The sequence below is a fragment of the Paenibacillus sp. FSL R5-0887 genome, assembly GCF_038002305.1.
GTDB classification, from domain to species: Bacteria; Bacillota; Bacilli; order Paenibacillales; family Paenibacillaceae; genus Paenibacillus_AQ; species Paenibacillus_AQ odorifer.
Window position 1 is genome coordinate 1,556,574 of sequence record NZ_JBBOCE010000001.1, and the last position, 15,280, is coordinate 1,571,853.

A 15,280-nucleotide genomic window follows, 5' to 3' on the forward strand; every position below is an offset into this window, starting at 1 on the left:
TCTTTTTATTAAGCTAACGGCCACCCGTTAACTTTACCCTTTTAAGTACCGTAGCCGAAGTAGACAATCTTCTTGTCCACCGACATGTATATAACGAACTGTCCAAAGACACAAAAGTGCCAACATAAGCTACTCGACAAAAGCTTGTTAAATCAGGCTTTTCTTTTTTTTATGTAGGTACATTTGTGTCAAAAAAATGCACAAATGTATCTACATTGTGGTTTATTGACTTAAAGTTACCTACATAGTCGCGCTATGATGGGGAAGGGATCCGTTCGGAGGTAAGTCACCACAGACCAGTCGGAAGGAGTGAAGAAGAAAGCTAAGAGAGCACATCGTCAACAGTGATTAGAAAATCTATTCTTTACCGATCGTTCTCAATATGTTACATTTACTATTAGGGAGGGAATCGAATGGCAAGAAGCAAAGAATTCGAAGAGAACGAAGTATTAGATAAGGCGATGAAGCTTTTTTGGGAACAGGGTTACGAGAAGACATCTTTGACAGATCTTGTAGAGCATATGGGAGTTCATCGAAGAAGTTTATATGACACATTTGGCGACAAGCATACGCTGTTTTTGAAAGCCATGGACCGTTTTCGCGATAAAGTGAATGCTGAGCTTTCAAGAGAAGTTAAACGTTCCAAGACTGCAACTGAGGCACTTCAGCTTATCTTTAGTTTCATAATAAATGGTGAAGAAGATTCGCCCTCAGGCTGTTTGATGGTGAATTCAGCGGTGGAATTAGCAATGCGCGATGCCAATGTGGATTTGAAGTCCATTGAATCGTTCACATTATCAGAGAAGCTGCTCAAAGATATTATTCTGTGGGGCCAGCAGGATGAAGAATTTAGCTTGGATTTCAATGCCGACGATCTAGCGGAACATCTGCATTCTGTTTTTGTGGGATTAAGGGTAATGACTAGGACCTCAGTGCCTAAAGAAAAATTACATCGAATAGCCGATTTATCAATTAAACTTTTATATAAGTAATTATTATTTAAATATAATTGCTTATGCATATTCTAGAATGATTGTTCTCATAACTGAGTCTTGTCTCGTTTAAAGATCTCTTTAAACGATCCTTCTTATATGTTTTTTAGAATGATCATTCCCATATAGTGAATAAACGATGAATAAAAGGAGTAACAAAAATGATAATTTCTGAACAAGTAGCATTTGTCACTGGAGCAAATCGAGGTTTTGGCCGCCATCTCACGCTGGAGCTTTTATCCAGAGGGGCTAAGGTTTATGGTGGTGCAAGAAATCCGGAAACCATTAACATTCCAGGCGTTATACCAGTAAAGCTTGATATTACCAACACTCAAGAAGTTGAAGCAGCTGTTATCCTCGCTAAGGACGTGACGCTTTTAATCAACAATGCAGGCTCAGCTACTGGCGCCACTTTGCTGGACGATGAGGTAGAAAAAATACATTTGGAGTTTGATACGCATTTCTTCGGTACGCTGTCCATGGTTCGTGCTTTTGCACCAATAATTGAAAAAAATGGGGGAGGATCTATTTTAAATGTTCTTTCCGCATTATCTTGGTTTAGTTCAGGAACTGTAGGTGCTTATTCAGCTGCAAAGGCTGCAGAGTGGGCATTGACGAACGATTTACGTTTAAATCTATATCCTCATAATATAAGAGTATCAGGATTACATGTGGGCTTTATGGATACAGACATGACAACCAGCTTAGAAGTCCCCAAAGCAAGCCCTGCAGATATCGCAAAAATAGCTATTAATGGCATAGAATCTGGCAGCTTTGAAATTATTGCTGATGATAACAGCCGAATGATACAAGGTGGACTTGCAGGTGGCGTTCCTGCACTGTACCCTCATCTTTCTTAATAACAATTTCATTTCTAATTTAATTCATAAAGGGGAATAATAAATGAACAAATTGTGGAGTAATACGAAAATTGGAAATATGGAATTACCTCATCGTTTAGCAATGGCACCTATGACACGTAGTAGAGCACAGAAGGACGGCACACCTGGAGAACTAAGCTCTCTTTACTATGCTCAGAGAGCATCAATGGGATTAATTATTAGTGAAGGTACACAACCATCTGATGATGGTCAAGGTTATTTAAATTCACCTGGCATCTATACTGAAAAGCAAATAGAAGGTTGGAAAAAGGTTACGGATGCGTTGCATGAAGCAGGTGGCTTTATGTATATACAATTAATGCATGTGGGCCGTATATCGCACCCCGACAATACTCCGCATCATCGACAAGCAGTTGCACCTTCTGCGATCGCACCTGGTGTAGAAATGTTTACTGCTAAAGGCATGCAGGAAATACCCGTCCCACGAGAGCTAAGTGAAGAAGATATTCAAAATACTATTGCAGACTTCCGAAGAGCAGCTGCAGCAGCTATTAAAGCAGGTGCTGATGGGGTTGAAATTCATGGAGCCAACGGTTATCTAATTAATCAATTTATTAGTGAAAATTCTAATAAACGAATCGATAAATACGGTGGATCTGTGGAGAACCGTGCTCGGTTTGCAATTGAAGTAACAAGAGCAGTCGTTGAAGAAATTGGAGCAGAAAGAACCGGTTTCCGTATTTCACCAGGAACACCTCTTGGTGGGATTGTTGAAGGCGCACAAGGACCAGAGGTTTATCGCCATCTTGTAAAAGAATTAGCTAATTATAATTTAGCATACCTCCATGTGATGCATTTAGGGAATGAAATACTGCTCCATGAAATTCGTTCAATTTGGACAAATCCATTATTGGTCAATCGAGTAGGGCGGGCACTTGAAGATATTAGTGTAGATATTGATAGTGGTACTGCTGATGTCGTACCAGTCGGTATCTGGTCTTTAGCTAATCCGGATTTTGTGGAACGACTAAAAAAAGGAACACCTTTAAATGAAGTTGATCCTAAAACATTATACTCTGGTAACGGAAGCTCAGGTTATACAGACTACCCTAGAATGGAAGAATTAAAAACTCAACATCAATAAGAATATGTGGAATCACAACTGGCGTACAACTGAAAATTGTACGCCATAAAATTTTCAAATGGAGAGGAAGCTGGCAGAACATGAGAGCTGCTCAAATACAATACTCAAAAGAAATTCATTTGGAAATAAACAATGTTAAGATACCGGAAATCGATAATCGTGAGGTACTCATTAATTTTAAATGGCAGTATCCGAATGATTACTGATTATGATTTCCCATTAACATTAGGTAATGAACTATCTGGTGTTATAGAAGCATGTGGTAAAGATGTTGTTAATTTTCAGGTTGGTAACCGAGTTTATACGAGGTTGCCGGTGAATAAAATAGGAGTTTTCGCTGAATATGTGGCGGTCAAAGATGAAGCTATATTTAAAATGCCTAAATATCGGATTAACTCGAACTTGTATCTCGAATATAAATTGACTGAATTAGAACAACATAAAAAATCCGTAGGCTATTACCTAATAGATATAGTATTTTTAATTGAAGAATTTTTTTGAAGATAGATTTTTTGTTATCATTATAGGGAGGATGACATCTATATTTATGTAGGCAACTTTGTGTCATTGTATGTCGGTGGACAACAACATAGTCCCATTAGAGCCCGCGCCAAGCGCGGGTTTTCTGTTTTAAGGGAGCAAGTTCTTGTCCTTTGCTCAGGACAAGAACTTGCTCCCATGCCGATAATGGACAAGAATATGGTACTATTGCCGATTTTATGTTCATCTAATTTTCTGATCTGATTTTTGCAGGCTATACCTTAGAACATCCATAGCAGTAAAAACAGATCGTTGTTACAAGCAGAAGAAAAGTTGAAACGTTTCCAAAATAAATATTGAAACGTTTCCATTTTGGTGATATTATAATTTCCATAGAGAGGTCGGGGGTGTTAAATGACAAGTATTAAAGATGTTGCAAACTTAGCAGGCGTTGCTGTAGGAACCGTGTCCAGAGTCATTAACAACTCTGGCGCTGTAAAACCCAAGACACGCAAAAAAGTGGAGGAAGCTATACAAGAACTGAATTACTTCCCTAATGAAGTGGCCAGGAATTTCAAGATGCAGAAATCTAAGATGGTGGCTCTACTACTTCCAAGTATCTGGAATCCATTCTTTTCTGAATTGGCTTATTACATTGAGGATGAGTTGGACCGGGAAGGCTTTAAGCTTATGTTATGTAATAGTGGAGGCAAGCCTGAAAAGGAGCTATATTATCTGGAAATGCTCCGGCAGAACAAAGTGGCTGGTATTGTTGGCATAACTTACAACGATATCGAGAATAATGTAAGCAACGACATTCCGATTGTAAGCATCGACAGACACTTTAACAAGAAGATTACCTGTGTGACCTCAGATAATTTTGAGGGAGGACGTCTTGCTTTAAGAGAGCTGGTGAAAGCAGGAGCCAGGAAACCGGCTTTTATGGGGAGTGTCACTTCCGTTTTCAGCGAAACCATGAACCGCAGGCAAGGATTTATTCATGAAGCGGAGGCTTTAGGCATCGATTATGTGATCTACGAGAAGCCGGATCCAATAGTAGATGACAATGCCTATATTAACGAGTTCCTCAACGAACATGGCGATGTAGATGGTATCTTTGCCATTACCGATATGCTCGCTGCCAGCTATATTGACAAAGCACGCAGGAAGGGCATTCGTATACCAGAAGATGTGAAGGTCGTCGGTTATGATGGTATTCAGGATAATCCTTATTTTCATCCTATTCTATCAACAATCAGGCAACCGGTGGAAGAGATGGCACGCATGACAATTAGACTGCTCTATAACAAGATTGATGGCATTCCTTTAGATAAACAAGTTTATCGTATCCCCGTTAAATTCAAACAAGGTGAAACTACATGATCCCCTTTAATCGAAAAACTTCAGCTCATTCTGTGGAAGCACGTTACTAACTGATGTTTTTCACTCTAAATTGGAAACGTTTCAAAAATAATTAAGATAGATCAGTTCTTATAAAAAGTTTTGGAAAACATGTGCACATCCGGGTGATTCTTGATAAAGATCTATCCAATGTTTTTTCTAAATTTAAATTGGAAACGTTTCAAAAGTAATTAATTGTACACGAAAGGGAGAATACGCGTGAATACAACAACTAACAGGGCGAATCATTCCATGATCAAACCAAAACGCAAACCATGGAGCAGGTTCAAACGCGACTACGAACTGTACCTGTTTTTACTGCCAATCATTATTCTTTACCTCGTATTTAAGTACTATCCGATGTATGGGGTGCAAATTGCATTTAAGGATTTCTCACCCAGCCAGGGGATCTGGGGAAGTGAATGGGTAGGATTTCAGCACTTTGTAGATTTCTTTAATTCCTATAACTTCTGGACAATCATCACAAACACGCTCTCACTCAGTTTTCTTTCGCTGTTATTTGGATTCCCGGCTCCAATCATCATCGCAATTATGCTGAATCAGATGCTGGGCAAGTCCTATAAGAAATTTGTACAGACTGTGATTTATGCGCCGCACTTTATCTCTACCGTAGTACTCGTTGGCATGCTTAATGTTTTTTTATCTCCAAACAGCGGAATCGTGAATCATATTATTACCTCGTTTGGCGGACAGCCTATTCTCTTCATGGCTGATGAGGGTTGGTTCCGTCCCTTGTATATCTTATCAGGAATCTGGCAGGAAACAGGCTTCGCCACGATTATCTATCTTGCTGCACTTGCGGGAGTCAATCCCGAGCTGCATGAAGCGGCCATTATGGATGGGGCGAGCAAATGGAAGCGTGTCTGGTATGTAGATATTCCCAGCATACTGCCGACGATCGTTATCTTGCTGATTCTCGCACTCGGCAACATTATGAGTATCGGTTTTGAAAAGGCTTTTTTGATGCAGAGTGATCTAAACTACGCCACCTCCAATATTATCCCTACCTATGTATATGAGATGGGGATTCAGAAAGCCCAATACAGCTTTTCTACGGCAGTCGGCCTGTTCAACTCCCTTATTAATATTATCTTGATCTTCACCGTTAACCGGATCGCTAAAAAGATGACAGAGACCAGTCTGTGGTAAGGAGGAGACGATTATGAATCAATTATTGAAGCGAAAGAGCAGAGGGGATGTATGGTTTGACATCATCAATTACATTCTGTTGACCATTATTATGCTGCTAGTATTGTACCCGTTGTATTTTGTACTGGTTGCCTCATTCAGTGACCCCAATTACATTTACTCCGGTGAGGTCTGGCTATTCCCGAAAGGCTTAACGCTGGACGGTTATGAACGGATATTCAGTGACTCCTCCATTTGGATCGGATATGGCAACTCCATTCTTTATGCAACGCTGGGAACATTAATTGGAGTAGCCGTGACAGTATTTGCAGCCTATCCGTTAGCCCGGAAGGATCTGGCCGGGAAGTCTTTGATTATGTGGTTTTTGCTGGTTACCATGTTTTTCAGCGGCGGGCTGATTCCCACCTATCTGCTGATTAAAGATCTGCACCTGCTGAATACGATGTGGGCGCTGGTCATTCCCGGGGCAGGCGGTGTCTTTAACGTCATTATTGTAAGAACCTTTTTTCAGTCATCCATACCAGACGAAATGTGGGAAGCGGCTTCAATCGACGGATGTTCCAACACCAGATTCTTCTGGAGCATCGTTCTGCCGTTGTCCAAGTCCATCCTGGCGGTAATGGTGTTATACCATGTGGTCGGCTTCTGGAACGGATTCTTCGATGCATTGATTTACCTAAATGATGAGAGCAAGTATCCGCTGCAATTAGTGCTACGCAACATCCTTGTCCAGAATCAGGTCAACTCCGGCATGATGATCGATGTGGAATCCTATGCAGCCAAGATGCGTGTGACGGAACTGATCAAATACGGGGTCATTATGGTATCCAGTCTTCCGCTGTTGATTTTGTATCCTTTCCTTCAGAAGTACTTTGTTAAAGGCGTAATGATTGGCTCCATCAAAGGATAATACTTTGACGCGGTACTTGAAAGGGGGGATGCACAGCGTATTCAGAGCAATATATGAAAACAAAACAGGAGTAATTAGCTGGCGGGATGAACAAAAGGGAGGTTATCGAAAATGAGTTCTTTATTTAAAAATGCGGGGATTCTGGTATTGGCAGGAGCGTTTGCGCTGAGCGGATGTTCGGGTAACGGTAACGGTACAAACAATCAGGCGGAAAATTCCAATCAGAAAGACAATTTCAATGCAACCGGTCTTCCCGTTGTAAACAAACCAGTGTCGTTAAGAATGGTAGCCCCGAAGGCGGCCCTGGCACCAGAGTTCTCAGAGATGGAAATCTTCAAGCGGCTGGAGCAAGAAACCAACGTGAAGATTAATTGGGAGAACATTCCGGATACCGATTATACAGAAAAGAAAAACCTGCTTCTCGCAAGTGGCGATTTGCCGGATGCCTTCTATGCAGCCGGATTCACTGATTACGAGCTTATCAATTATGGTGAAGATGGAACGCTAATTCCGCTGGAGGATTTAATTGATCAATATGCGCCTAACCTGAAAGCGATTCTGGAGCGCCGTCCTGATATCAAATCATCGATCACAGCGCCGGATGGGCATATCTACGGTCTGCCGTCCTGGGAAGAAAACAACCTTGGAACCAACCCTTTCTTTCACGTCATTAATAAAAGCTGGCTGGATAAGCTTGGCCTCAAAGTACCGGAAACGCTGGATGAATACACGGAAGCGCTGCTTGCCTTCAAAACAAAAGATCCGAACGGCAACGGCAAGCAGGATGAAATCCCGTTAAGCTTTATGCACATGCAGTGGTGCATGGATATTGCCGGACTATTCGGTGCCTTTGGTCTTCCGGATAATCTGGAACACCGTGTCGTCCGCGATGGAAAAGTCATTTTCACCGCAACTCAGCCTGAATATAAGGATGCTTTGAATTATTTCCATGAAAAATGGTATAAGCAGGGCCTGATTGATCCGGAATCCTTCACTCAGGATGCAGCACAGTATCTGGCCAAAGGTAAAACGACAGATGAGACGCTGGGATCTTATGTCTGGTGGGAAGCCGAAGAAGTTGTCGGAACCGAACGTGCCAAGGATTATGTGCTATTGTCTCCGCTTAAAGGCGCGGATAGCGAGCAGACGATTGGACGCGCTAATGGCGGCGGTCCGGGGCGCGGGTCTTTTGTCATTACCAAAGAGAACAGCAATCCAGAAATCACCATGCGTTGGATTGACCAGCAGTATGAACCTTACATGGCTGCTCAAATCCACTGGGGACCACTGGATGTCGTGTACAAGAAGGACGAAAACGGAAAACTGGTGAATTTACCGCTTCCTGAAGGAGCCTCAGCAGGTGAATTCCGACAGAAGGTTGCTCCGGGATCAGGTGCACCCGGTATCATTACTTTCGATGACTTCGGAAAAGTGGTAGATATGGAACCCCGGGCTCAGCAGCGCGCCGAGGACCTGGAGAAATATTACAATCCGTATATGGAAAAAGAAAACTATCCGAACATCTTCTTTGAGCCGGAGGAACTGGATACCATCAATAAGATTGAGCCGGAACTGATTAAATATGTAAATACCCAAAGAGGAAAATTCATTGTGGATGGCGGCGCAGATGAGGCGTGGGACAACTACATTAAAACACTGGAAAAGATGGGCCTGAATGAACTGATGGAGATCTATCAAAAAGGGCTGGATCGCTATAACGAAAATCTGAAAAAATAAATAGAAGTTAGGTGGGGAGAAACTGTGCTTGATGTCATCGCTATAGGGGAAGTATTGATAGACTTTACACCGGCAGGCAGGACGACTGGGGGGAATGATCAGTTTGAATGCAATCCGGGGGGAGCTCCGGCTAACGTAGCCGCAGCGCTATCCCGCCTGGGGGCCAGATCAGCACTGATCAGCAAAGTTGGGGAAGACCAATTCGGTTCATTGCTGCAAAATGCTCTGCGTAACAGCGGGGTAGATGTAACAGGAGTTTCGGTTACCAATGAAGCGAGTACAACGCTGGCATTTGTCCATCTGGACGATCAGGGGGACCGGTCCTTCAGCTTCTTCCGGAAACCGGGGGCGGATACCTTCTTACACTCGCAGGATGTTCCGCTGGCGCGGATTGAAGCATGTCAGGCGCTGCATTTTGGTTCGTTGTCGATGACCCATGAACCTGCTCGCACGGCTACCAGGACGGCAGTTCTTAAGGCGAAGGAAGCAGGAGTTCTACTGTCGTTCGATCCTAACATCCGGTTTTCTTTATGGGAGAGCAAGGAAGAAGCCAGACAGAATATTTTTTGGGGCCTGAATTATGCTAATATTCTGAAAATCTCAGAAGAAGAGCTTTCTTTTATAACCGGAACTAGTGATGTTGAACAGGGTTCACAAGAGCTCCAGCAGAACTTCGATATCATGCTCATTATCGTCACTCTAGCGGAAAAAGGCTGCTATTACCGTTTGGCTGGTCAAGAGGGATATGTACCGGGCTTTAAGGTCAAGACCATTGACACAACAGGAGCCGGTGATGCTTTTCTGGGCAGTATGTTATTTAAGATTCTGGAAAGCGGAAGCTCTTTACAGGATTTGACCAAGCTGCAAATCACCAACATGCTGACCTTTGCCAATGCCGCCGGAGCGCTGGTAACCACACGAAAGGGGGCTCTTGGGTCCATGCCAACGACAGATGAGATTAACGATATGATAGAGTCCAGCAAACAATTCAATGATGAGCGGTTCAGACCGGGGTTTCATTTCACACCTCCCTCAAACTGGGCAAACGATCCCAACGGATTAGTCTATTATGAGGGAAGCTATCATCTATTCTATCAACATCATCCTTACGGTAATAAATGGGGACCAATGCACTGGGGCCATGCTGTCAGTGAAGACCTGATTCAATGGGAGCACGCGCCTATTGCTCTATTCCCGGATGAGCACGGAGCGATCTTTTCGGGATGCTGTGTAGTGGATTGGAATAACAGCAGCGGCTTATTCGAAGATTCAGATGGACTGGTCGCGATCTTTACGCATGCCGATAACCATTCGGACACGGGGCAGCCGCGCCAGCGGCAGAGCCTGGCTTACAGCAGCGATAAGGGCAAGACCTGGCATAAGTATGACGGAAATCCGGTGCTGATCGAGGAAGAACTGATAGACTTCCGGGACCCTAAGGTGTTCTGGCATCCGCAAAGTGAACGGTGGATTATGGTGATTGTCGCTGGAGATCATGCCCTGTTCTACGCATCCGAGAATTTGCGTGAATGGTCGCTGACCGGTGAATTTGGTATAAATGAAGGGTCACATGATGGCGTCTGGGAATGCCCTGATCTGTTTCAACTGCCGGTGGATGACACCGGGCGTTCAAAATGGGTGCTGATCATCAGCATCGGAGATAATCCCAATTGTCCAGAGGGATCGCGTACGCAATATTTTATTGGAGAGTTCGATGGAAAGACGTTCATCAATGACAATCCTGCGGATCATATACTGTGGCTAGACTATGGAAGAGATAATTATGCGGGAGTTACCTGGTCCGATATTCCGGAGCAGGATGGACGCCGCGTAATCATCGGATGGATGAGCAACTGGAAATATGCCAACGAGACGCCTACCGGCTCCTGGAGAGGTGCAATGACTTTGCCCCGCGCCTTGTCCCTGACTAGTAAGAACGGAAGTGTCGTGCTGAGCCAAATGCCTGTCCGGGAAATAGAGCAGCTGCGTAATGAATCTATGAGCTGGAACGATGTCACAGTTACGCCGAAGACTCCTTTTATACAGCAGACGAATAGTGATCTGTTAGAAATTAAAGGAGAGATTGATATCAAATCCGGGGACGAGATATGTATCCATCTGCAATCTGGCGGACAGCAGAGCGAAATTATTATCGGATATGACCCTGCTAAGGAATGGCTGTTTACCGACCGTTCAGAAAGTGGTCTGACTGATTTCCACCCGGCGTTCGCAAGCCGTCACGGTGCCAGCCTGGCCGCTACGAACGGTAAGCTTAAGCTGCACATCTGGCTGGATCGCAATGCAGTTGAAGTTTATGCGGCTAATGGTCTGGTTGTGTTAACCGATCAGATTTTCCCGGATGCTCCGATTGAGAATATTCAGATAAGTACACAATCAGGACAGGTTGTCCTGAACTCGCTTCAAATCCATACGCTGAAGTCCATACAGATTCCGAGTGTTAGCACAGGGCAGTCTTCAGGGAGGAATGAGGCATGAGTAGCCAAGTCGGTAACCGGGGACTAATGATGCATTGGGCTTTTGATGAAGGGACCGGAGCGAGCGCTATGGAGAGCGTCACTAAGACGGTAGATGAGATTCATTATGTATTCAACAACGCAGAGTTTACCGACCCTTGTACTCCGCTGTGGAGACAGGGGGTAAGAGGAAGTGGTCTCCTCTTCGATGGTTACTCAACATATATTGCTCATTCTGTCCACGGAGAAGAGTGTAACGGAGAGCCGGAATTTCTATCGGCTCTCAGCATTGGGGTTTGGGTTGCCCCGCGCACCTATGAGTGGGGACATGAAGGCAAACTGGCTGCCATAGTGAACCGCTACAATAACAAGGCTAAGCAGGGATATCTGCTTGGCATGTTCCGTCACGGCTCCTGGTCCTTCCAAATCGGGCTTGAGGGAGGAGAATGGAAGGAAATCTGGTCGCCGGACGGCTATGAACTTCCTAAGAATGAGTGGTCTTATGTGAACGCTGTATTCGATGGAGAAGAGGGTGAAATCAAGCTGTTCCTGAACGGCACCGAAATCATATCGGCAGCGGTGCCCCGCGGTTCCCGCCTGGCTGAGGCGTTGGACACGGATCTGTTCATCGGCAGGAATAATCACAGCAGCAGGCTTGCCGAAGTGTTCAGCCTTCATATGTTCAGCGGGATCATGGATGAGTTGAAGATTTATAACCGTGCCCTAAGTAATGAGGACGTAGCAGCTTTTTATCAGGAAGTGTTGGATTCCGCACATGGAGGCGTCCGGCCGCAATTGAGATATGACGACATCAAGCTGGATCGTACACCTCTGCTTACGGATCGGCACAGACCGCAGTATCATGTCAGCCCGCCGGCACATTGGATGAACGAGCCTCATGCGCCAATTTATTTTGAAGGGCAGTATCATTTGTTCTATCAGCACAATCCGCAAGGACCGTACTTTCATCATATCCATTGGGGACATTGGGTGAGTGAAGATCTGGTGCATTGGCGTGATCTTCCTGTAGCGCTGGCACCTGAGAAGGATCAGCTCGCACCGGACGGGATATGGTCTGGAAGTGCAACCTATGATGCAGAGGGACTGCCAGTGCTGTTCTTTACGGCAGGCAATGATAGTGCTTCACCGAATCAGAGCGTCGCGCTTGCCCGTAGCACTTATCCGCAGGATGGAGACCCGGATCTCATTACGTGGATTAAACACCCGGTGCCGCTCATCGTGCAGCAGAAGGGAATGGGTGCATTCGGAGATTTTCGGGACCCGTTTGTGTGGAAGGATGAGAACGGCTGGTATGCCCTGGTCGGGTCAGGGATTGAAGGCGAAGGCGGGGCAGCGCTGGCATTTACCTCGCAGGATATGCTGAATTGGACATACAAAGGGCCTTTCCATCAGGCGGATATTCAGAAGTTCCCTTATCTTGGACCCATTTGGGAGTTGCCTGTACTTCTTCCCTTAGGCACTGACAACAAGGGGGAAAACAAGCATCTTCTGCTGGTTAGTCCTGTAGGAAAGGGTGCCGATGTTGAGGTATTCTATTGGATCGGGCAGCTGGATCAAGACAATCTTTCATTTATCCCGGATCTAGAAGAACCGCAATTGATAGATGTCGGTGATTTCCATTTTACCGGTCCGAGCGGCATGGTTGATCCGAAGACTGGTCGAAATATCGTCTTTACGATTGCACAGGGTGATCGTACTTCTAAATTGGAATACCAGTCAGGCTGGGCTCATAACGGCGGCTTGCCGCTAAACGTCTATTTGCGGGAGGATGGGCGGCTCGGAGTCGAGCCGGTTCAGGAGCTAGAGTCGCTGCGCGGTGGGAAACGATTATCGCTCCGGGACACGTCATTGGCTGAGGTAAATGTACAGTTGAGGGATGTTCAAGGCGACATGCTTGAGATTCAATTGGAACTGGATCGAGGCAGTGCCACACAACTCGGAATCAAGGTCCGGTGTACACCGGATGGAGAAGAGGAAACGTTGCTGTATTATGATTTTAATGAAGCTAAGTTCCTTGTCGACCGTACGAAAACGACACTGCATCTAGGTGAAAAGTGTAGTGGGGTTCAAGGAGGGAAGCTGGAATTGTTAGGTGAGAATCTGAAGCTGCATATCTATTTGGATCGCTCCATGGTCGAAGCCTATGCCAACGGTTTGAAAAGCCTGACGACCCGGGTTTATCCCAGCCGTAAGGATGCATTAGGGCTTGAGCTCTGGGGAGATGGTAAGTCATTGGTGAAGTCCATGGAAATATGGGATATGAAGTCTATTTGGTAACGCGGGGCGCCCAGGCGCTCCTTACCCCATGAAGAAAAAAAACGCCTCAAATAAGTAAATCACTAAATGGAAGCGCTTTATTTTGGCGTGAATAAAAAGTGACTAAGGAGGCTTGTTAATGAGGGATGCCAACAGTAGTAAATCTTGGATCTTCAAAATGGTTGTTGGGGTTATGGCTCTTCAGCTTATGACTCCGGCAATCCAGGGTACAGCCGCAGCAGGAGTTGTATGGGAAGGTGGGGAAGCTTCTGATCTAAAGGCGGACATAGGATCGTCAGTTACAGATACGGTCTACCAAAATACAAGTAATGGTTTGGGATCATCCGTAACGGATACGGTCTATCAAATTGAGAATTCAGGCTTTGAAACTGGAGATATGTCAGGCTGGACGGTTGTCAAAGGCCAAGCGTTCGATCAGGACAGTGTATCGGACGAAACCACTTGGTGGGGGGAACAAATTCCGTACAACCAGGAAGGTTCCTTTCATTTAAATGGCTGGAAGCATGACGAGGCTGCGACTGGCGTGCTTCGTTCCAGCACCTTCAAGCTAGGCGGCAGCGGCTGGATCAGCTTCAAGCTTGCCGGTGCAAAAAATCCAAAAAAGGCATATATAAATATCGTGGAAGCCGAGACAGGGCAAGTCATTGCCCGGTATGGCAATAGCGCCTTCGCTGACGTTGGCTTCCCAAATCCCGATCAGGGCTTGCGGCTTGCCAATATGGAGCAATATAAGGCGGATCTTTCCGAATATTTGGGCAAAAGGCTGTATGTGGAGATCGTTGACAATGCAAACTCGGATTGGGGCGTGATCTTTGCGGACGCCTTTTTCATGTACCATGAAGCCGAGCCGGCTGAAGGAATCGCCGCCACGGACATCAAGCCGGATTTCAAACGCCACCCCATCGTTTGATGGTGCATATGTTTCCATATGCTCTAACTTTAGACCTGTACATTCGGAAGTTCGTCAGTTCAGTCTGTTTGAACGTTCTTACCACCGAATCTACCTGTACTTCAAACCTCATGTTCTGTAAAACATGACGTACGCAGGATTATTGGCGGGATGGTTTCGGGATACATGGTTTCGGGATACATGGTTCCGTCATTCCCAACCTCGGTTGTAAAGTTAAGATTACTGAAGTAATCTTCTGCTTTTCACACTGTTTGGTGCTTATAGCAGAACTTGTCGTACTTCTCCGTTAGATTAATGTTGTATGTCACTAATGCTGTTTCCGATCCGGTAACATTCCAATATGTCTCTGCGACAAGACATCATTTGCGTACGCTATCGTATACAGAATCGAGATATGCGATAGCAGCTTGCTCAGCAGTTTTCCTGCGTATCAGTCCTTCAGTATCTTGACGCAATCTTCTATAAATTTTTATGGAGAATTTCAGCGCGTGGTAACTGCTTGAGGCGTCGTGGAGTGGAAGTGTCTCTTTAAGCTCTTCTATTTCGTGAGCGGCATATTGCTCCAGCCTACGTACTCCTGACGGAAGATGCCGGATATCCATAAGAATCAGGGACCCGAGCACGGCACTTCGTATGTAAGAGAGCAAATCAATGAACTCGAATAGTTCTCCTCTGCCTAACTTCATTGCTCCATAATGCACCCATACCCAGAACCGATCCTCCATCCATTGAGGAGTAGGGGTAGGGTACGAAGGTGATGTCTCGGTGATTATTGAATGGAGCGAATTGTCGCGCTCCCAAAGTACGAGCGGATTCTCGACTCGTACTGCCAGCTCCGATGAGGAGATGAACTTCAAATCGACATGGAGCGGCTGAGGTCCATACAGAATCGGTGTCGGCGCGTTATTATCTATCATCGCAG

At 45.2% G+C, this 15,280-nt stretch carries 11 protein-coding genes and 1 pseudogene; 11 read left to right on the top strand and 1 reads right to left on the bottom strand.

Going from position 1 to position 15,280, the window contains the following annotated elements; all coding sequences use genetic code 11:
* Positions 1-413: 413 nt before the first annotated feature.
* From MKY14_RS06960 to MKY14_RS07010, 11 genes and pseudogenes are all read left to right on the top strand, one after another.
* A complete protein-coding gene (locus tag MKY14_RS06960; RefSeq protein ID WP_076133021.1) occupies positions 414-992 on the top strand; it encodes a TetR/AcrR family transcriptional regulator in 579 nt (192 codons plus the stop codon).
* A gap of 161 nt (positions 993-1,153) precedes the next feature.
* Positions 1,154-1,852: an SDR family oxidoreductase gene (locus MKY14_RS06965; protein ID WP_076133019.1), complete on the top strand. Its 699-nt coding sequence runs from the start codon at positions 1,154-1,156 to the stop codon at positions 1,850-1,852.
* A gap of 43 nt (positions 1,853-1,895) precedes the next feature.
* A complete protein-coding gene (locus MKY14_RS06970) occupies positions 1,896-2,978 on the top strand; it encodes an alkene reductase (protein ID WP_076184865.1) in 1,083 nt (360 codons plus the stop codon).
* Positions 2,979-3,058: 80 nt separating this feature from the next.
* Positions 3,059-3,362, top strand: a pseudogene (locus MKY14_RS06975) (alcohol dehydrogenase catalytic domain-containing protein); the annotation flags it as partial.
* A 510-nt stretch (positions 3,363-3,872) separates the two neighbouring features.
* Positions 3,873-4,841, top strand: a complete 969-nt coding sequence (locus MKY14_RS06980; protein WP_076184863.1) for a LacI family DNA-binding transcriptional regulator — start codon at positions 3,873-3,875, stop codon at positions 4,839-4,841.
* A gap of 270 nt (positions 4,842-5,111) precedes the next feature.
* Positions 5,112-6,029, top strand: a complete 918-nt coding sequence (locus tag MKY14_RS06985) for an ABC transporter permease (RefSeq protein ID WP_175617341.1) — start codon at positions 5,112-5,114, stop codon at positions 6,027-6,029.
* A 13-nt stretch (positions 6,030-6,042) separates the two neighbouring features.
* Entirely contained in the window at positions 6,043-6,939 is an 897-nt protein-coding gene (locus tag MKY14_RS06990; RefSeq protein WP_076184861.1) for a carbohydrate ABC transporter permease, read from the top strand.
* 111 nt (positions 6,940-7,050) lie between these two features.
* Entirely contained in the window at positions 7,051-8,676 is a 1,626-nt protein-coding gene (locus MKY14_RS06995; RefSeq protein ID WP_340976082.1) for an ABC transporter substrate-binding protein, read from the top strand.
* A gap of 24 nt (positions 8,677-8,700) precedes the next feature.
* Positions 8,701-11,172: a PfkB family carbohydrate kinase gene (locus MKY14_RS07000; RefSeq protein ID WP_340976083.1), complete on the top strand. Its 2,472-nt coding sequence runs from the start codon at positions 8,701-8,703 to the stop codon at positions 11,170-11,172.
* Positions 11,169-13,448: a GH32 C-terminal domain-containing protein gene (locus MKY14_RS07005; protein WP_340976085.1), complete on the top strand. Its 2,280-nt coding sequence runs from the start codon at positions 11,169-11,171 to the stop codon at positions 13,446-13,448. The genes MKY14_RS07000 and MKY14_RS07005 overlap by 4 nt, the downstream gene beginning before the upstream one ends.
* Positions 13,449-13,566: 118 nt before the next feature.
* The gene (locus tag MKY14_RS07010; RefSeq protein ID WP_340976088.1) at positions 13,567-14,358 is read left to right on the top strand and encodes a hypothetical protein; all 792 of its coding nucleotides are present in this window, start codon (positions 13,567-13,569) and stop codon (positions 14,356-14,358) included.
* A 359-nt stretch (positions 14,359-14,717) separates the two neighbouring features.
* Here MKY14_RS07010 and MKY14_RS07015 read toward each other — a convergent pair whose 3' ends face one another.
* Entirely contained in the window at positions 14,718-15,275 is a 558-nt protein-coding gene (locus MKY14_RS07015) for a hypothetical protein (RefSeq protein ID WP_340976091.1), read from the bottom strand.
* Between the last annotated feature and the right edge of the window lie 5 nt (positions 15,276-15,280).